Source organism: Pseudomonas sp. GW101-3H06, assembly GCF_059424605.1.
Window position 1 is genome coordinate 1 of the sequence record NZ_JBWKZO010000002.1, and the last position, 18,929, is coordinate 18,929.

Genomic DNA, 18,929 nt, shown 5'->3' on the forward strand with positions numbered 1-18,929 from the left:
ATGCGTGACTTGATGGCAGAACTTAAAGAACTGCGTCTGCATGGCATGGCGCAGGCTTGGGAAGAACTGGCGGCCCAGGGAGAAGCTTCGACGGCATCCTCGAAATGGCTGCTTGAGCATCTGCTCCAACAGGAGCAGGCAGATCGCGCCGTGCGCTCTGTGAATCATCAGATGAACATGGCAAAGCTCCCCATGCACCGTGATTTAGCTGGCTTTGACTTCAGCGCTTCCAGCGCTGATGCCCGTCTGGTCAAGGAATTATCCAGCCTTGAGTTTACGGAGACTGCGCAAAATGTCGTGTTGATCGGTGGGCCTGGAACCGGAAAAACACACCTGGCCAGTGCCTTGGCCGTGTCCGGAATCACCACTCATAACAAACGAGTACGGTTCTTCTCCACGGTCGATCTGGTCAACCTGCTGGAGCGTGAAAAGTACGATGGCAAGGCAGGCCGAATCGCCCAGGGACTGCTTCGGACAGACCTGGTGATACTCGATGAACTTGGGTATTTGCCCTTCAGTCAGAGTGGTGGCGCGCTGTTATTTCACCTGCTTTCAAAACTGTACGAGCACACCAGCGTGGTCATCACCACCAACCTCAGCTTCTCGGAGTGGTCGAGTGTGTTTGGCGACGCCAAGATGACCACAGCGTTGCTGGATCGGCTGACACACCACTGCCACATCGTCGAAACGGGCAACGAGTCCTACCGCCTGCAACACAGCACCTTGGCCGCCCAGACAAAGATCAAATCGCGTGAACGAAAGCGCAAGGACGAAGATGGTATCGAGGACGATGAGCCGTTTTGATCTGCACCGTAAACACCCTTCCGCATGCCTGCATGCGGTGGGGCCCGATGCGTCTTCAATCAAGACACTACTGCTAAGCTTATCCACAATTGCTGGGACAAAAATCAGCAATCCGCCCTGGGTCAATTTTCAATCGGCAGGGTGGGTCAGTTTTCAATCAGCGCCAACAGCCTCACACGCGCTGGAGCCGTATGACAAATACCCCAGGATTGGCCCAATGACAAAGCCAATACAGATTGCGAAAAGAACGGCGTGACCACGGTGGAGGCTAAATGCATCTTCATGATCAGAAACCACATCGGCCCCTACGCTACCTCTCCCACTCCGTTTTTCGTCGTGCTCGAGTAGCTCACCATTTGCGGGTTGAATCTTTGACTCAAGCAGTCTTGAGATATCGCTCAGGATCGCAGCAAGACCATCGATGGACTTCACGATGCTCTTGATACTGCGAGCAGGTTCATTTTTCCGAACAAAGATGGTCATAAATCGTCGTCTTGTCTGCACACCGTTCATAGCTACTCCTCGGCCATTTGGAATGCATAGACGGTAAACACAATCAACCCCAAACAGCGGCCTATTTGGTACCAATCACGGGTTCGATACACGATCTGTACTATGAGATTTCTCGATAAGGTTGCGACAAAAGCTCCGTTGGTTATCGAAGCACTGGTTTCACGCCCCTAGCCAGACATTCAGAAAATGAGCGTTATCGGACGATGACGATACTGATCTGGTCCAAGCCGGCTCCACGGTTCCTGCACTCACCGAGCAATCACAACTTTCAAAGAAGCTGACTTATGACTGATCACGAAAAACTCACCGATAGCATTACGACAGACCATGGAACTCAGAAGTCGAATGATCTACAAAGCTTCGCGGAAGCAGTAGCGGAAAGGGATCAATCACTTGTCGGCGAAACGCAGATGACGTGGCTGTCGCCTCTTCTGATCGAGGAGGAGGAAGGCTTCAATGAGCGCGACTACAACCTTCCGCACACCATCGCGCATATTGAGATGCTTGCCAAAGCATGGGCCCAAAGCGCCCAGATGAAACCAATCGAAGTACAGGTCGTTGATGGCCGATGCTTCGTTCGAGATGGGCATTGCCGCCTGCGAGGAGCCCGCTTGGCAATCAGCCGGGGGGCTATGATCAAACGCATACCCGTGATCGAGCTCAAAGGAAACAACCAACTCGCTAGCGTTCGAATTCTGACCTCGAATGAGCAACTCAAACTGACAATTATGCAACGGGCCAGAATCTACCAGCGGTTGCGCAGTTGGAACTGGGATGACCATCAGATAGCCGAGCACATAGGTAGGACCTCTACCCATGTGCGGGAGACCCTTCGCCTTCTTTCACTGCCGGCGCAGATTCAAACCCTTCTCGAACAAGACGTAATAAAGCCACACCTCGCGTTGGACCTCTACCGCAAATACGGTGATGAGAGCGTTGAGATCATCATGAGCTCCTATCGTAAGCGCCAGGAAGAGATTGAGGGTGCGGTCCCACTACAGCTGGCCATTGATCAAAGTTCCAATACCGATGCTGGCGATTTTCGGCATGCAGCTCCAACCAAGGCCGGCAAGGAGGAATCTGAGTCACTGCAAGATGGGCAGAATGCAGCTCAGGTGGCGCCAGCGATACCGAGAAAACAGATCAAACTGACGAGTAAAAACATCGCCGTACCTACCAGGCGAATAGGCAAAAAACTGGTTACCAACATGACATCCTCTATGACGGGGATTTCGCAAATCATGCGCAAGACGGCTGTGATTGACCCAAAGGGCGGCACCGTTGCAGTGGCCATTCCAGTCGAACTGTACGAACAGTTCCTCCTAGTTTCAGATGAAGCTGCGCGGCATCGAAAAGAGGAGCCTAAAAGCTCTGCAGGCGATCAGGAGAAACAAGAAAACTTGAGCCTTGCGAGTTGATTCGCTAATTCAAAAAAAAAACGCCCTTTTGAGGGCGTTTTTCATTGGTAGCATGGGACAGCCACCTTGTATCACTCATCGTCGTCGAAGTTATAACTGCCTGGAGCCAGGTTCTCGAACCGGGTGTATTTACCGATGAAGGCTAGGCGGATAAAGCCGATCGGACCGTTCCGCTGTTTGCCTATGATGATTTCGGCAATCCCTTTGTGCTCTGTTTCCGGGTGATACACCTCGTCGCGGTACACGAACATGATCACGTCAGCGTCCTGCTCGATTGCTCCAGACTCTCGTAAGTCGGAGTTCACCGGCCGCTTGTTCGGTCGTTGCTCCAATGAACGGTTGAGCTGGGACAACGCCACTACCGGGCAATTGAATTCCTTGGCCAGGGCTTTAAGGGATCGGGAGATCTCGGAAATTTCGTTGGTCCGACTGTCGCCGCTAGAACCTGGAATCTGCATCAACTGCAGGTAGTCGATCATGATCAGGCCGACTTCTCCGTGTTCACGGACCAGACGCCGGGTGCGGGCGCGCATTTCCGACGGGCTGATGCCCGCGGTATCGTCAATGAACAGCTTGCGATTGTTTAGGAGATTGACCGCCGACGTAAGCCGCGGCCAGTCGTCGTCCTCCAGTTGGCCAGAGCGGACCTTGGTCTGGTCGATGCGACCGAGGGATGACAGCATACGCATGATCAGTGACTCGCCTGGCATCTCCAGCGAGTAAACCAGCACAGCTTTCTCACTACGCAGCACTGCGTTTTCCACCAGGTTCATCGCAAAGGTGGTTTTACCCATGGACGGACGACCAGCAACAATGATCAGGTCAGACGGCTGAAGGCCGCTGGTCTTTTCGTCGAGATCGGTGTAGCCCGTCGACAGTCCTGTGATAGCACTCTCGGTGTTGAATAGGGTGTCGATACGATCAATGGCTTTGGTCAGTAGCTCATTAACATTTACCGGACCACCGGTTTTTGGACGAGCCTCTGCAATCTGGAAAATCTGTCGTTCCGCCTCATCAAGGATTTCTTCGGCGGTACGACCTTCGGGGTTGAAAGCGCTGTCTGCAATTTCGGTGCTGATACCGATCAGCTGGCGCAAAGTCGCACGCTGGCGAACAATCTGCGCATAGGCCTTGATGTTGGCAACGGACGGGGTGTTCTTAGCGAGTTCAGCAAGGTATGCCAAGCCTCCTACTTGCGAAATTTGACCTTCCTTGTCCAATTGTTCAGACAGGGTTACGACGTCGATCGGCAAGTTCTGATCGGCAAGCTTGGCGATCGCTCGGAAGATTAGGCGGTGATCATGACGATAGAAATCACCATCGGAGACTTGATCGAGTACGCGCTCCCATGCGTTGTTGTCCAGCATCAGACCACCGAGTACAGACTGTTCTGCCTCAATAGAGTGAGGCGGAACCTTTAACGATGAGGTCTGAAGGTCGAACTGGGAAGAGTCAGTAATTTCATTCATGAGCGTCTTCTACTTTAACGAGTTGGAGGCTTTCGTTGACGGTAAGTGAGATTCACGTTCTGAGCTATGGAGTACGCCGTCTAGCTCTTGATGTCTTACTCCGACGTTCTTTCTCTGTCTTCACAGCAGTCGCAACGACATGTGCGTTTACACGTCCAAGCCTTGGGTTTCTAATAACCTGCGGCACGCCCATCTCTGCATCAGTAAAATCGTGCGAGCCAGGCTTGAGGTGCTCAAATCGGGTATATCGACCATCAAAGCCCAATCTGACGAAGCCAATGGGGCCTTCACGCTGCTTCCCAATAATGATCTCCGCTGTCCCTTTGAATCTGGAGTCAGGGTTGTAGACTTCATCCCTGTAAACGAACAGGATTACATCGGCGTCCTGCTCAATCGCGCCAGACTCACGCAAGTCAGAATTAATCGGCCGCTTGTTGGGGCGCTGCTCCAACGAACGGTTGAGTTGGGATAGCGCCACAACTGGGCAGTCGAATTCTTTAGCCAACGCCTTCAGCGAACGCGAGATCTCGGAGATTTCGTTAGTTCTATTGAACCCACCTGCTCCTGGCACCCGCATGAGTTGCAAGTAATCAACCATTATCAGCCCGATTTCACCGTGCACGCGGCGGATTCGCCTCGTTCTTGATCTCATCTCAGAGGGGCTAAGGTTGGCCGTATCGTCGATAAATATACGGTCATGCTGATTAATAATTTCCGCCGCACTGACCAGCTTGGGCCAATCCTCATCTAGCAACTGGCCAGACCTGACTCGTGACTGCTCTATGCCGCCGATGGAGGAGATCATGCGGCTAACCAGCGTGTCTCCTGGCATCTCAAGCGAATACACCACGACAACCTTCGCTGATCGTTGTATTGCGCTTTCCACGATGTTCATCGCAAAGGATGTTTTGCCCATCGACGGTCTTCCGGCAACGATTACAAGATCAGCAGGCCGAAGATAATTGAGGCGCTTATCCAGATCCTCAAATCCGGTGGAAAGACCAACAGCCTCCCCACCAGATTGATTCAACGTGTTAATTGTATTTACAGCTTTACTGAGGAGCTGCTCCAGTCGAACCGGTCCCCCCTCCTTCGGCCGCGTACCTGACACAGCCAAAATCGCTTGCTCCGCCTGATGTACTAGATCGTCAGAAGACTTACCTTGTGGTCTGAGTGCGCTCTCTTCGATGTCATCACATGCCTTAATGATGCTTCGAAGTTTTGCGCGTTCGCTGATTACACGCGCGTAAGAGACGATATTGGCAACAGACGTAGTATTTTCATACAAATCGCTCAGGTAGCTGGGACCGCCGGCGTCCTCCAGGTGACCGTTCGTTTCAAGAACGTCGTGTAGTGTTACCACGTCCATCGCTGCACCTGACTCAGCCAGGAACTCGAGAGCCTTGAATATCAGCCTATGATCACCACGAAAGAAATCATCTCCGGCCAGATAACCTGAAACCCTCACCCAAGATTGATTGTCACGCAGCAGCCCGCCCAAAACTGCCTGTTCTGCCTCAACAGAATGCGGTGGCTCCTGATTGGATAACCCGACAGCTTCGGATGGGGTGAATAGGAGGTCGTTCAAGCGGTTGGCCTTGGTAAGTTGAGTCTTGTTGGATGGTTGATCAGGGCACGGCCCGGAAGATTAGCACGGCAGAAGATCAACAACCCGCCAGAACCCAGACCAACAGTCGGGGGCAAACTCGCACCCTAGAAGCCATAGAGCTACCGGATCTTCCTACCCACTGGGCAGTTAAGTCGTTTAGCGCAGCCGATGCATGACGCGGCATTTGGGTGCGTTGGACGCGCCCTCAGCCCTTCTGAACGCAGAAACCAATAACGATTCCAAAGGCTGATGATTTGACTGCTGTTCAGTAGCTGTACTGGCTTGTACTCAGTACCTCGGGGAGTCACACAGCGAACAAATCCAGTAGCGGAAACAGGGTAGTTCACACCAAACAGTGCAGTGGACTGACGTGCCAGAATGAATGCATAGACACTCAACTGAATCACGTCCTTCATGTACACCCGTGCAATTTTTCGCCGCTTTGTATCGACGGCAATCAGCCAACCACGGGCAAGGAACACTTGATCCCCACGGCCATGCAAAGGGACGGGGATTTCAGTCGATAAATTGCGTTCAGACAGCACTACCTGCGCACCACGCAGTTGCTCTGGTAACGCCTCTCTCCAAGTACCTATCCCGTTGCTCATCCTGTCACCTTACCCACTTCTTATATCCAAACTATCAGCCTTTGGTGATTTGCAAGCCCAAAGCTACGAACATGGAAAATTGCATTTTTGCAGACCTGTGCGAAGGTAGTTTTGAAAACGATTCAATGAATGAGGTGAGTGATGGCAGAACGAAAAGGACGGCTCCATCCGCATTCCGTTTCGGCAACAGAGCTTTCCAAGCTTGGACACTGTGAGCTGATGGTGGCGTTAAATATTCAGGATGACGGAAACAGAGATAGTGCTGAGGCAGCACACAAAGGCAACCAGGAACATGATCGTTTCCATCTCCGTGCAGTACTGAATGCGGGTTCAGCAGCAGAGGTTGAACGTCTACATCGGTAACGGGGTTGGGATCGAATAGCCGCCCCGTTCACCTAACGTCTTGGCATTGTGGTCTCAATCAATAGGAGACCCGCCATAGTGTTTGATCTGGTCGTTGTAGAGTCGCCAAAAAAGGCGAAAACAATTGGAAAATACCTCGGTGAGAACTTCAAGGTAGCGGCTTCAGCTGGACATATTCGTGATCTTCCGACACGGGAGATGGGTGTCGAAGCACCTCACTTTCGCCCCCAATATGAGGTGTACGACGAAAAGAAGAAAACCGTTGGCTGGTTAAAAAAACTAGCGCAGGAGGCCCGATCCGTTTATCTCGCTACCGACCTTGATCGCGAAGGTGAAGCGATCGCCTGGCACCTTCTTGAGGTGCTCAAGCCAAAGCATCACAAAAGAATGGTTTTTAACGAGATCACAAAAAAAGCACTACTGGCCGCGATCGAAAACGCAGGCCAAATTGACATGGCAAAGGTCGCAGCCCAAGAGGCAAGACGCGTTAGCGATCGAATTGTCGGTTACACGGTCTCTCCCCTTCTTACAGAACTGACTTCAGCTCCTACCCACCTTTCCGCTGGCCGAGTGCAAAGCTCTGCCCTCCTTTTAGTGGTTGAGCGGGAGGAGGCTATCCGGGCATTCAAGTCAGTTGACTATTACAAGTTGTCTGTAGGATTCCCTTGGCCAGGGAAAGAGGAAGGCTGGAAAGCCCAATGGTTACATAAGCCGTTTCAACAGGCATCGCAAGTAGCGGTTACTGAGGTTTTCACTCAGCTTGATGTTGTACGCGGACTCGAGGATGCAATCAAAAAGCTACCCGTCTTCATGGTTTATAAGGTTGAGTCGAAAGAGGCACTTCGAAATGCCCCTCCTCCATATACAACCTCGACCCTTCAACAAGCGGCAAGTAACTCCTTAGGAATGGAAGTCGACGACACCATGAAGCGTGCACAGTCGCTTTTTGAAGCCGGTCTGATCACCTACCACAGGACTGACAGCGTCAACCTTTCCGAGGAGGCCACGACGGTAATCAGGGAGTGGCTGACCTCAAACAAATATCCAGTACCAGACAAGCCGAATAAATGGTCATCAAAAGCTGATGCTCAAGAGGCTCACGAAGCAATTCGACCTTCAGATGTGGCAAATCTGGAAGCAGGTGAATTTCCAGCCGACAGCCCAGAGGGAAAGCTATACAAGCTTATTTGGCAGAGAACGATGGCCAGCCAAATGCTCCCAGCCAGATACAACGCCAAAAAGATTCTTTTACTCTCCGCAGTGAAAGTCGCAGACCAACACCTCCAATTTTTAGCCACCGGCAGAACACTTACGTCGCCTGGTTGGTTAGCACTAACCCCCGAAGATGCCGCCGTCGAGGTTGGTGAGGATGATAATGAAGAGGCGAATGCTCTCCCAGAGATCGCTGAAAACGCGCGACTTCAATGCAAGGAGCTCAGTGTTACGCAGTCTGCTACCAAGCCGCCGCCGAGGTTTACTGACGCCTCACTGGTAAAAGCACTGGAATCACACGGGATAGGCAGACCGTCGACTTATGCCTCCACCATGGCCACGTTGTTTAAACGGTCCTACATAAGCAAGGAAGGTAGAAAGCTATTCGCCACCGAGCTTGGCATGGGAATCATCGGCCTTACACGAGGGCGCTTCAGCTTTGTGTCCCTTGATTTCACTCGCATGATGGAGGGTGCCCTCGACCAAATTGCGCAAGGCCAAGCCTCCTACATCGGGGTAGTTGCCTATCAGCACGATTTGCTCCTTAAGGAGGTCGCCCGAATCAAGGCCGATCCCACGATTACAGCCCTCGCCCAAGAAAAGCGGCTTTTGATGTTCGGTCCTCAACAGACCTGCCCTATCTGCAAAGTAGGCGAAATGAGACGGCGCGGCTCCTCCACAAATGGGTTTTGGGGTTGCTCAAACTATCCCACCTGTACAGCTACATGTGGTGAAACAAAGTCTCGAGGAAAAGCACCTGCACCAGACTTGGCCTCTATTAGACTCAAAAGCACAGGCTCGGAAGCATCCAGCAAAGCTGAGCTGGTCAAGTCGGATGAGAAATGCCCAAAGTGCAAAAAGAACCATTTAGCCTTAAGAAACAGTAACAACGGACCATTCTGGAGCTGTCTCGGGTATCCGAAGTGCAAATTCTCCACGAACGATGACGGCGGCAAGCCCGCTGTCGGTTCTGGGAAATAATCGTGATTCGCCCCATTTCAAGGGGCGAATACATGAAACAGCGGCAGCCGAAGATTTGATAATCCGCACCACGAATGGATCATCGGAAAAAAGTTATGTGCATCGACGCCGCGATTGCGGTTGCCAGCTATTCATCTGCCAATCACAGACTTCCAATTGAGATTGGTATCGCCACGGGACATAACACGCTCAATATCGTAATCAGGCGGGTTCCTGGCCAAATTGAACTTCATGAAGAGCACGAGGAGGCAGTCGGCCTCAGCTCCATCGAAATGGATGCTGTAGGCCTTTCAGCCGAAAAGGCCTGTGACCTCATAAATGAGTTTCTGGTCGGCGGCATCGTCGGTTGCAGAGACTCAAGGGAGAAAGAGGCCCTCGAGTGCCTTTTCCAGCTGGCCAAGCAAGAAAAGGAATTCCAACTCCATGAGCTTGGTAGCTTCAACATCATTGCGCCAGCGTGTGAGGACAAGTCTTGTGTCGAGATGGAAGCCAGGATGCTGGTCTTCATGGCTAAACAACATCGCTCAAGGAGCCAGACATGCTTCGTAGCCACGGCCTAACTGGTGAAGTACGAGAACAGCTGCAGAGACTTGTTGATTTAACCGCTGCACTTGAGCGAACCCAGACGAAGATTCTGTACGGGCATCAGCCCACACCCGATGACTACCAGATGCTTGGCGAGGGTCGACGTGAGTTCGGCGACTTACTGTCAGCTTTTGAACTACTCCCGCCGACGTCGAAGAGCTAGTTGCATACGTAAGAACGTAGGTTATTAGTAGTTCAACACTCAACAGACGCCCTCAATTCACAAGGGGCGTCGCTCATACCGAAAGGATCGGAAACAATGCTCATACTCTCCCGCCGCGTTGGCGAAACCATCTGCATCGGCGATGACATCAAGGTCACCGTATTGGCTGTTAGCGGTAACCAGGTACGAATCGGCATCAACGCAAAACGTGACACCCCAGTCCACCGTGAGGAGATCTATCAACGAATTCAGTCCGGGACGGGTTACCAGGACAAAATTTCTGCGTAACATGTACTGAACACTCAAGCCGGCCATGCGCCGGCTTTTCTATTTTTGCTGACCGCAAAAATACTCGTCGCAGCAATATCCGTGTAAGGGCGGTAAAATCGCTGAGACACGCAAGCGTCACGCCCTTTTTTCTGTTGCGAGAAATCTACTATGAGTAAAGACCTGACTGAAGAGGAGATGCGCCAAGCGCTCTTTGGCAGTAGCCAGAACAGTCAACCGTCACAGAGCGAAAAACCGGCGCCGGTTGTCATTCCTCCGGCAAAGCCAGCTCAGAAAGCCAAACCTACCGCAAAGCCGCTCTCCCCCAAATTAAGGGTCACACTGCACGTATCGAGAGAGTATGAAGGCCAGATTGACGTGTTCGTCCATGACGCGAACACCATCAGTACCTTCGTTGCTGAGCAAGAGGCAAAGAACGAGGCCAAAAAGAAGAAATATAAGTACTTTGAAGTGGTGTCGACAAAACCCATCTAGTCAACTATCCATTCGCTTGCGTCGTCCGAGGGACGTCCTAGGCGCGTTCGGCCTCACCACCGTCTATGAAGTTTATTTGCCTATGGCACACATAACCAATGATCAAAATTGAACTCTACAAAGACGTAGTACCCGAGCCCTTGGCGCAGCAAATCATCCGCATGGCGGTTCTGTATACAACAGAATTGGGAACAGATGCCTGCCCACCTGACCATCCGCTCTATGTGATCTCCCAGATCTATCTGGGATTTGAATTTCACGCGTATCTTAGTGCGATTGGCCATCCAGGCGGTGGAAACGGAGAGCTGCTTGTCGCCTTCTATGATGAACATCCAGATACTGCTATTGGTTTCCTTCTGTACATGCCAATCACAGACTCAGTGGATTCCTGTGGGGTTAATTACGGGGCTGTCCGTGAAGCATCCCGCGGCCGTGGCATTTTCACGGCTCTCATGCGAAAAATGCTTTCTCGATATCCGTTAGCTTCTCTGTCTTGCTTCGTGGAAAGTGTGCCCCTGTATGAAAGACTTGGATTCAGAGTCGAGGTCGGGCGTAGCACCCAGGTACAGATGACCACCGACCCGAACCCAGGCGACCAGACAATGACGGTCATAGACCTTTCCCGACTCCAGGGACATCCTGTAGTTATCCAAGCGCACGAAGATGCACTAGCTAAACATGGCCATGCGGCGATTGCTAAGGCTAACAATGAGGCAAGTGAACGCGTTGATTCACTTTTCAGAAAAGCTGAGACTTTCGTAAAAGACCGTCTGCTGAACTCACCGACCGCCTAAGGTTCGAGCAGCTGCTAGACGCTCCTCAAGCGCCCTGGCTAAGGGCGTACCACACTGCACGAGAATATCTACAACGGCTGTCAGATCCGCACTCTCTAGCGCATCAGGCGAAGCTGGAGGCAAAAGGAAGGCCTTATCAATCCAGTGACATATCCGGCGCCCAATCGCATGCCCGATCCAAAACTCGGAATTTACACCCTGCTCACGCCACCATGCTCGAACTGCAGTTGTCAGGTAGGCCATTTGACTCACCTGAGGCGACACTTCTAAAAATCCTAAAAAAGCCTGAGTGACGTACGTAGAACCAGGCGCTTGCTCAACTAGATGAGTGAGCAAAGGTAGAAGCAAATTCGCTTGCTCCACCTTCGCAGCCGGAACATAACAAATTGGCCCTTTACCAAGTCTCTGTTGCCCCATAAACATCGAGGCAACCACCCCGGCAATGTGCATGGCTATACCCATTGATCGAGATGAAGCAACGTGATGCCAAGACACGGTATCAATCAATCGTCGACAAAGAGATTCACGAATTGAGACTGCGGTATGGTTCCCTACTAAGCCCTTATCCAGCCATAAGCGATCCAAAGTATGTAGTTGTGCTTCAGCTGCATCAAAGAAGCGCTCCTCGGGAAGAGATGCAAGGTATCCATAAACGAACTCTTCCATTCCAGCGCCCCCATCTGAAACCCCAACGGCAAGCGCAGCTGAGAAAAAGGCATCATTCCACTCATACACGAGCTCACCCGGTTCTTCGTCCGCGTCGATGCCCACGCCGTTAGCGCTAGCGGTCCATGGCCAACAATGGCGTACCAACTCTGCGAGCATGTCTGGACAATCTTCATGCCAAAGTTCATTTGCTAAATTGATCCATTGAGCCGCCTCCGCGGCCTCCAACGCGAATTCAGGAGATGGTTGAATTGAACGAACGCGTTTACGAGGCACCTTCTCCACGCAGATTGAGTGCTTCTCCTTGGGAGGATTAGGATCAGGCAAAACAGACCAGCTTGGCTCAGTGCCTTCTCCCCTTAGCCATCGATGCTCGGCCGATACAGCACTTTTCAACCTTTCACGTTCAGCCCTTTTACGAGCAGCTGTCCTTTCCCGCTCGCGCTCACGATAGTCCTCGATGCGGTCGAAATCGTCGTCATGGTGACGCACGGCATATACAGAAGACGCAAGGCCTAATCGAATGAACGACCGCGTGAGTTGGGGATCCACGCTCCGTGCCGCTACCGACTCGGCAAGCATCACTGAAGCCATTCCCGTCTGTCGTTTAGCTGCCAACTGAAGCAGCCACTGCAAACATTCACTGCCTAGGTTTTCACGGCAAACCCCGAGTAAACCAACAGCCGCGATGGCAGAAGTGTTGAATTGCAACTGAGGCACGTGCGCAGTTTCTGCGGGCTCAACCTTTGCAACGTCTATCAAAATTCTCACCGCCCAATCTCGGTGAGCGTCCCTCAATTTTTGATCACCATCCCTCATGACCAAGGCCGCAACGATGACTCGAGTTCTCTCATCCCACTCTTGGTCATCGCTGTCTAAACTTTCGTTCGCCGGCTGAAACTCATATCTCGCCCATCTAACACATCGCTCGAGAAGCACTTGCGAGCTATGGGTTCCGAGCATGGCCCTCATCATTTCGAAACGAATCGTCGCTTCGTCATAACTGATTTGTGCCTTTGTTTGGATCTCCGCGGTAAGCCTGGCCTCGAGTTCTGGCGGAATGTATTCGTACAGCGTTTGGCCAGATCCATCCGCCTTGCCCGCCTGGTAATTCGCCATATCAAGTCGATTTAGTGCACACATCGCAGCAAATCGAGCGTCCGTCACGTTGGCGTTGTCAGAGTTCGGGAGTCCAAATCGAGCTACCTCTGCTTGCAAAGAATGATGCATAGCTTCGCGAATCTCAGCTGGCCCGTGAACGCCATAGTCTTCAAGCACTGAGTCGACTGTCGTACGGCGAGAAGGTCGGCGGACTAAATCTTCAAGTCTAGCTTCGCCCACAGGCTCCGGATGAACCCAAGAATCTACCGGCTTATCCCCGGCTAGAATGTCATGTGCAAAGCGCTCACGATCCATTGCCAGTAATGAAGCTGATGCAGCAAATGGCCATAGACTTGCTCTGCTTTTTGGCCAATGTGAAAGCATGACATCGACCGCCACCAGTGTGACCGCGGCAGGTGAACCATCAGGCCCCAAGATATCTTCGATTACCAGGTCCATCGATTCATCACGTTCAACCCGAATGTGTGACCACGCTTCCAACGCCATAAGGGCGGATGCGGCAACGTAGGATCCATCAGAACGCGACCACAGATATGACTGACACCAAGGAAATAGTCGCACCCCCTTAAGCAGGGGGACCTCAATATGGTTTTCTCCTGGATCACGACCGTATGTTTTCCGATAGATCGCGTGAGAAACCACACCGCGAATCAGTCTTAAGCCGTGTTCCCTATTTGCTAGCAGCAAGCTTAAAAACGGTGCCCGTGCAGGAGACGCTGGAAAATACTCGTTATCCCATCCAGAAAAAGCTCTCTCGCTTAACGGATGAAGGTCATCATCGTCCTTGTCCTTTTCGGTCAATAACTTCAGGAACAAATCAGCCAAAGCCTCAGGTGCAGCTATGGCGGCAGTTCCAATGAACGGGATCAAGCGGCGGAAAACAACGTGCCGATATGGGTGATCGCTCAACTCACGAAAGTAGGATTCCGCATCTTGAGGACAAAGCTTGCACCACATGAGAAAGCTACTCCGAAGATCGTTCTCCTGAGCAGTTGTCATTGATAGTGAGATGGTTCCTTTCGGAGAGGCATCACTTGAATGGCTCCCCCTCGAATGATGCTTTGCTTCGACCAAGACCAACCACTCGTAAAGCCGGTGTACGAGCAACGGCGACAAGTCGTCATATCCTGCAAACGCACTACACCAACGACTATAGAGGTCAATAAATTGGGGAACGGCAGCTGTAGGCAATCGATCCACAAGTGCGAGCGACCAAACGATAAGATTCAGCCAGGCCGGCCCCCGTGGAAGAACAAAATCATCTGTTAATTTGCTGACGTCAGCACCGGCCTTAGCAAAAAGAGGCGCTGCAGATTGGGAGTCGATCGTGATAGTCGCCCGTACCAAATCTGAAAGCGCTCCAGCATTTCCTGCAGCCAGCGTACGTGCACATCGGTTCAAAATCTCATCAGACATTTCTGAACGAACAAGCGATAACAAGACCGCACGCTTCCACGAACCATGACAGCCTGGTGCGCTAACTCGCTCAAGCAAAACACGCCAGGCGGTATCGTCGGATTCGAGTTCAGCATGTAGCCGTGCAGCGAACTCCACCCCCCGAACAAGGCGCACAGGAACGGGGAGATTCAGAGACAGGTCAGAGAGTCGATCTGGCTCATCATGTAACAGGCATCCGAGAGCCCAATCACGAAGAACGTCGTGCGTTGGCTCTACGCGAACCGCGCTGACAATGCGAAGGGAGCCACTCCCGACAAGGGTTTCTATTGCTTTAGAGGATGAGGCTCTGGAATCCATCGGGCCGGAAGTTGCCAATGAATGCTCTGCCATGGAATACAACAGACGACACCGATCTGTGCGATTTGCGGAGTCCGCAGAGTCTCCGGTGATCCACCATTGCCACGCCATCCTCGCTTCGCTGAAAGCCGTTGTGGATTCCGCTGTACCCGCTCGCGCCAGCCGATCCAAACGATAGGGATTTCGTACTAATTTCTCAGCTGGGTGGCCATGGCGAAGCAGTGAGGCAAGCGCAGGATCAGCCATCCTTAGGATTTCGACCTCATCGTTGCTCAGCTCGTTTACGGTCAATGGACCAGTTTCACCAAGCTCTTCAACCGCCTTCGCTGGCAGCCACTCGCGCGCATCTGAATCAAAATCTGACCGCGCGGTGACCACAACTTTAACGCCCGAAACCTGTGCTGCTGCACGTATCAAATCCACGACAGTCGCTTTTTGTCCTGAATCCTCAAAACGATCGATACCGTCGATAAACAGCATCCCGCCGCCGTCCCCAGCCAAATCGATCAGGAATTCACGTGCAGATACCTCACACCCAAGTGTAGTTGCCATGGCTGGCCAACCACCGCCAGGTACACGGTTCGGTGCGACAACAACAACACGGGACTCAACGCCGATACGCATTGCGAGATCTTTGAGTACGCCTGATTTGCCAACACCACCGGCGCCCCGTATTTCTAGGTACCTACCGCGTTCAAGCGCTGACAGCGCTTCCATGACCGATCCAGTACGGTCAATCGCCACACCATGAACATCAGTTCTAATGGTATCTAATGCATTCTCAACGATCTCGGATAGACGCTCACGGGCGACATACAACTGACGTGATCCAGCAAGACGGTACCCTAGGGCGCTTCCAAGGCGCGTTCGAAGGGACTGTGAGTCCAAATCCCCGCCAGCGGCGTCAACCTCCAATGCAATTTGCTTCAGGGAGTCCCAAAGGTCGCCAGCTCGATGAATATCTTGAGGTGAAAGTTGCAACGCACATCGATCACGAGCTAGTAACTCACAGATTGAACCGGCCTGCTCTAGGTCAAAGGCCAACACCTGAAAGCGTGAAAGAAGAAACAAAACATCCTCATCTTCGTGCGATGCGCCAGCAGTCTGCATGTGGCCACGAAACGCACTCACGAAATCCCTCATCGCCTGATGTGCTGCACCAGACTGATTTAGTCGGATGAAGAAATCGTTTGAGTTCTGATAGTTTCGAGCCCACTTAAGGACCTCTTGGATATGTTGCTCAATTTTGGTTGAGGTACGCGCAACCGCCACGGCAAGCTCATAGCGCGTGGATTTGAACGAGGGCTTGATCGCAGACCGACAGGCCAGAGCCACAACGTCTGCAAAGGTCTTGTCGCCTGCAGTGAAAACGAGCGTGCGTTTAGCCTGCAGCTCGAGGGTCGCTACGTTGCCTTGGCGGTCGAGCCCCGTGATGATGACGTCATCCATCGGATGGCCTAGAGCGGCACGCTGGAAGGCAACACGGGTAACTACGACGCCTGGTAACCCGCGGGCCTCACCGCCTGAAAGCAGCGGGAGAAGATACTGCGCACCTACATGGGCCTCGAGGACAGCTCCTGAGGGTCCCGCTGCAGCTGGGCTTACGACCGTATCCTTATCTGCAGCCCGACGTGGCTTACGTGAGTTTCCACCTTTTGGTGAACTAGCTGTCTTGGCGGGTTGCTTTGACTGTTTTGACGAAGGGCCGGAGGGGGGGCTTTCAGACATTGGTATGTTCGCCTGTCGCGGTTCAGTCGCCTAGCGCCTGGTGACAGCTCCATATGGCACGCGACAGGGTAAAAATGGAGATTATCTCGCCTCGGGTGAAAGTGTATACCCGCGACGTTTAACAGCCCCTTCCCCCGTCTCGTTAGCCCTCCTAGGAACCGCCCAGTTTTATTAGGTGCTTGGTGCGAAGCGGGCCAGCACTTTCGGTACCCCAGTCTGGAAAATGCGGACGAGTCCAATGGAATCAACTGCCAGGCCTTCGTTCCCCTCTTCCAAATCGATACCGATTTGAGAACCTTGAGCAACCCAACTTTTGAGTGGTCCGCAGACGGATTGGACAGTGAACACGGCCCCTTCCCTTTCACACGCTGCCTGAACGTAGCAGTCAACGTGCCATCTGCCTCGGACTCCGCAAACCATCGCCATATGTAAAACGGTACCGTTCACCAGGATATAACCCTGAGATTCGTATCCAGGAAATGCGGTCGTATCAATACAAAATGACCAGCACGTTCCGTTCATCTGGTCAGGGAATTGCCGATGTCTGAGTGCACGAAAAATTGAGTTCGACCTGTTGTCGAAAGGGATGACTTGCCTTCCCCACAACTCAGCAAGTCGACGCCTGAACATGTCCCTCTTAAGAGCCGTATCAGAGTATGAAGCAGCCCAGATCGCGAACCCAAACACTAGGGCCAGAAGTCCAGCGAGGAATGAGAACCCTACGACCATCTCCAGTAGGTTGGTGCCAGTGCTTAAGCTCCGCAGCAAGCTAAAGGTGACACCAGATCCGACAAGCAGCAGCCCGCCGGGGAGTAGATGGTTAGCTAGACGTACAAGGGCTATCTTCATTTACGCCTCCTTTGTTCCGGTAGTTTTGAATCCAACGAGCACCGGCCTGGTAGCCCACTGTTAGGTCCATGCTTCCGGCAGCGAGCCGAAGAAGCTCTGTCGTTGTTTCAGTAGCCTCAGGACCGTCGATAAACTGAGCAACTTTGATCCATTTGGCAGCTTCTCTTAAATCATCAAGTGCCCTTGAGCTGGAAATGATGGTGACCACAAGGTCGGCAGCTGATTTGGGGACGCCACGCATTGCAGCCGCGGATAGAAAGGAACGAGCACGATCCAAATCCCTTGCCAGCATTCCGTTGCCAAAGAGATACATCCGTCCCACCCTGCTAGCCGCTATCGGATCACCCGAGCAAGCTAGCGCTTTAAGCTCTGCCAATGACACCCCTGCACCGTCTTCATCTCCTTGTGAAAGTGAAGAAGCGATGTGCGCCTCCAACTCCATCGCAGAAGATGAGGTTGATTCAGCAGCGGCAAAATTGGCGAACAGCGCCAGCAAGATAATTACAGACCTCATCGGCATCCCAACTTTTCTCAGACTGCATAAATCTAAGGGATGAGGAAAAGATTCTGTGGCGGATCCGCCCCCAAAAATTGGACAAACTAACCTCGATCAACCCGGCCCGTTTCGCAATCAATTGTCACAGGTGGCTGAGGAGACTTCCCTGGTTCGAATGTGGTTGAGATGGATACTGAACCACGGTTATTGGCGCCGGCCGGTTCGCTCAATCTTCTTATAAGGCCCGGCATTCCGACCAAGGCACTGGGCAGAATCTGCAGCAGCAGAGTACTTAGCGATGCAATGCAACAAATCATCGTCACAGCTTCAGTTGCCATATCAAGCCCTGTGCACACCCAGGCAAATATTTTTGCTTGGACCACACTGAATATCGGCGCCGCAGGCACCGACGCTGGTACCTCAATCTGTGAAATCAGCCCAAATGTTGTGAGCACCGACAGGACGCAGACTCCACCCCTAAAAGCCAATTTAAGGTCGGAAACCGACGGTACCGCGTGCAAGCCGATTGCAAGCGCCAAGAGCCCCGTTCCGCATCCAACCCACTCCCCACTTACGAGCGCGCCTAGTGTGGCACTCCAGGCCGCATTGATACCCAATTCATATGGGGTCGATGCGTTCGTAAAAGGCACATCAATTTCAGAGGATGTCGTAGGTAACAGAAAGGAAATTATTGAATACCCCATCACTACGGGAGCAATGCCCTGTACGAGCAACCCAAACATGTGAACCAATGAGTTTGGATTGTAGGCGAACTGGACGTACCCCAGGAGCCCCGTATGAGGGTTAGGCGAATACAGTTTCACCTTCAGTACTCTCATCCCGAAGACAACACAGGCAATGAAATGGGATAGCTCATGCAAAGGGGTACCGATCACCCCTGTCAGTGCATGCAGATGAAATGACCTCTTTACCAGCACCTTGGTGGAAACTCGCTGAAGGCAAATCACCCCTGCAGGAATTAGGTGAAGCAGTAGGAACTGCACCCCAAGCCAGATCAAACTTTGCTGTTCA

The 18,929-nt window shown here is 52.3% G+C and carries 14 protein-coding genes; 8 read left to right on the plus strand and 6 right to left on the minus strand.

What is annotated here, in order from left to right; genetic code table 11:
• On the plus strand, nt 1–804 hold an 804-nt coding region (gene istB / locus AC07ZE_RS29025; RefSeq protein WP_086944292.1), incomplete at its 5' end, for an IS21-like element helper ATPase IstB.
• Between the two features lie 153 nt (nt 805–957).
• Here the strand turns inward: istB and AC07ZE_RS29030 are convergent.
• Nucleotides 958–1,317, minus strand: a complete 360-nt coding sequence (locus AC07ZE_RS29030; protein ID WP_171017136.1) for a hypothetical protein — start codon at nt 1,315–1,317, stop codon at nt 958–960.
• A 284-nt stretch (nt 1,318–1,601) separates the two neighbouring features.
• Between AC07ZE_RS29030 and AC07ZE_RS29035 the strand changes: the two genes are divergently transcribed.
• Nucleotides 1,602–2,735 carry a ParB/RepB/Spo0J family partition protein gene (locus tag AC07ZE_RS29035; protein ID WP_057978587.1) on the plus strand — a complete coding sequence of 378 codons (1,134 nt, stop codon included), beginning with the start codon at nt 1,602–1,604 and terminating at the stop codon, nt 2,733–2,735.
• Between the two features lie 71 nt (nt 2,736–2,806).
• Here AC07ZE_RS29035 and dnaB (AC07ZE_RS29040) read toward each other — a convergent pair whose 3' ends face one another.
• The 3 genes from dnaB (AC07ZE_RS29040) to AC07ZE_RS29050 form a co-directional block, all read right to left on the minus strand.
• Complete coding sequence (gene dnaB, locus AC07ZE_RS29040) at nt 2,807–4,204, minus strand: replicative DNA helicase (RefSeq protein WP_010466543.1); 1,398 nt, start codon at nt 4,202–4,204, stop codon at nt 2,807–2,809.
• Between the two features lie 64 nt (nt 4,205–4,268).
• Nucleotides 4,269–5,792, minus strand: coding sequence for a replicative DNA helicase (gene dnaB / locus AC07ZE_RS29045; protein WP_010466541.1), 1,524 nt, complete (start codon nt 5,790–5,792; stop codon nt 4,269–4,271).
• A 140-nt stretch (nt 5,793–5,932) separates the two neighbouring features.
• Nucleotides 5,933–6,421, minus strand: coding sequence for a hypothetical protein (locus tag AC07ZE_RS29050; RefSeq protein ID WP_137807676.1), 489 nt, complete (start codon nt 6,419–6,421; stop codon nt 5,933–5,935).
• Between the two features lie 141 nt (nt 6,422–6,562).
• Between AC07ZE_RS29050 and AC07ZE_RS29055 the strand changes: the two genes are divergently transcribed.
• The 6 genes from AC07ZE_RS29055 (at nt 6,563) to AC07ZE_RS29080 (ending at nt 11,281) form a co-directional block, all read left to right on the plus strand.
• Entirely contained in the window at nt 6,563–6,784 is a 222-nt protein-coding gene (locus tag AC07ZE_RS29055; protein WP_125919913.1) for a hypothetical protein, read from the plus strand.
• 78 nt (nt 6,785–6,862) lie between these two features.
• A complete protein-coding gene (gene topA, locus AC07ZE_RS29060; protein ID WP_057978585.1) occupies nt 6,863–8,977 on the plus strand; it encodes a type I DNA topoisomerase in 2,115 nt (704 codons plus the stop codon).
• Nucleotides 8,978–9,072: 95 nt separating this feature from the next.
• Complete coding sequence (locus AC07ZE_RS29065; RefSeq protein ID WP_010466537.1) at nt 9,073–9,537, plus strand: hypothetical protein; 465 nt, start codon at nt 9,073–9,075, stop codon at nt 9,535–9,537.
• Nucleotides 9,538–9,821: 284 nt separating this feature from the next.
• Nucleotides 9,822–10,013, plus strand: coding sequence for a carbon storage regulator CsrA (gene csrA / locus AC07ZE_RS29070; RefSeq protein WP_010466533.1), 192 nt, complete (start codon nt 9,822–9,824; stop codon nt 10,011–10,013).
• 150 nt (nt 10,014–10,163) lie between these two features.
• Complete coding sequence (locus tag AC07ZE_RS29075; RefSeq protein ID WP_057978584.1) at nt 10,164–10,487, plus strand: hypothetical protein; 324 nt, start codon at nt 10,164–10,166, stop codon at nt 10,485–10,487.
• 98 nt (nt 10,488–10,585) lie between these two features.
• Nucleotides 10,586–11,281 carry a GNAT family N-acetyltransferase gene (locus AC07ZE_RS29080; protein WP_057978582.1) on the plus strand — a complete coding sequence of 232 codons (696 nt, stop codon included), beginning with the start codon at nt 10,586–10,588 and terminating at the stop codon, nt 11,279–11,281.
• Here the strand turns inward: AC07ZE_RS29080 and AC07ZE_RS29085 are convergent.
• A complete protein-coding gene (locus tag AC07ZE_RS29085; protein ID WP_137807677.1) occupies nt 11,267–16,273 on the minus strand; it encodes a hypothetical protein in 5,007 nt (1,668 codons plus the stop codon). The genes AC07ZE_RS29080 and AC07ZE_RS29085 overlap by 15 nt on opposite strands.
• A 1,099-nt stretch (nt 16,274–17,372) precedes the next feature.
• Complete coding sequence (locus AC07ZE_RS29090; protein WP_125919924.1) at nt 17,373–17,921, minus strand: SEL1-like repeat protein; 549 nt, start codon at nt 17,919–17,921, stop codon at nt 17,373–17,375.
• Nucleotides 17,922–18,929 lie beyond the last annotated feature (1,008 nt).

Bases quoted from the DNA above. Each gene is read 5' to 3' on its own strand.
- AC07ZE_RS29055 (WP_125919913.1), top strand. From the start codon at position 6,563: ATGGCAGAACGAAAAGGACGGCTCCATCCGCATTCCGTTTCGGCAACA.
- AC07ZE_RS29080 (WP_057978582.1), top strand. From the start codon at position 10,586: ATGATCAAAATTGAACTCTACAAAGACGTAGTACCCGAGCCCTTGGCG.
- AC07ZE_RS29085 (WP_137807677.1), bottom strand. From the start codon at position 16,273: ATGGATGACGTCATCATCACGGGGCTCGACCGCCAAGGCAACGTAGCG.
- AC07ZE_RS29035 (WP_057978587.1), top strand. From the start codon at position 1,602: ATGACTGATCACGAAAAACTCACCGATAGCATTACGACAGACCATGGA.
- AC07ZE_RS29065 (WP_010466537.1), top strand. From the start codon at position 9,073: ATGTGCATCGACGCCGCGATTGCGGTTGCCAGCTATTCATCTGCCAAT.
- AC07ZE_RS29090 (WP_125919924.1), bottom strand. From the start codon at position 17,921: ATGCCGATGAGGTCTGTAATTATCTTGCTGGCGCTGTTCGCCAATTTT.
- AC07ZE_RS29050 (WP_137807676.1), bottom strand. From the start codon at position 6,421: ATGAGCAACGGGATAGGTACTTGGAGAGAGGCGTTACCAGAGCAACTG.
- AC07ZE_RS29075 (WP_057978584.1), top strand. From the start codon at position 10,164: ATGAGTAAAGACCTGACTGAAGAGGAGATGCGCCAAGCGCTCTTTGGC.
- csrA (WP_010466533.1), top strand. From the start codon at position 9,822: ATGCTCATACTCTCCCGCCGCGTTGGCGAAACCATCTGCATCGGCGAT.
- dnaB (WP_010466543.1), bottom strand. From the start codon at position 4,204: ATGAATGAAATTACTGACTCTTCCCAGTTCGACCTTCAGACCTCATCG.
- AC07ZE_RS29030 (WP_171017136.1), bottom strand. From the start codon at position 1,317: ATGAACGGTGTGCAGACAAGACGACGATTTATGACCATCTTTGTTCGG.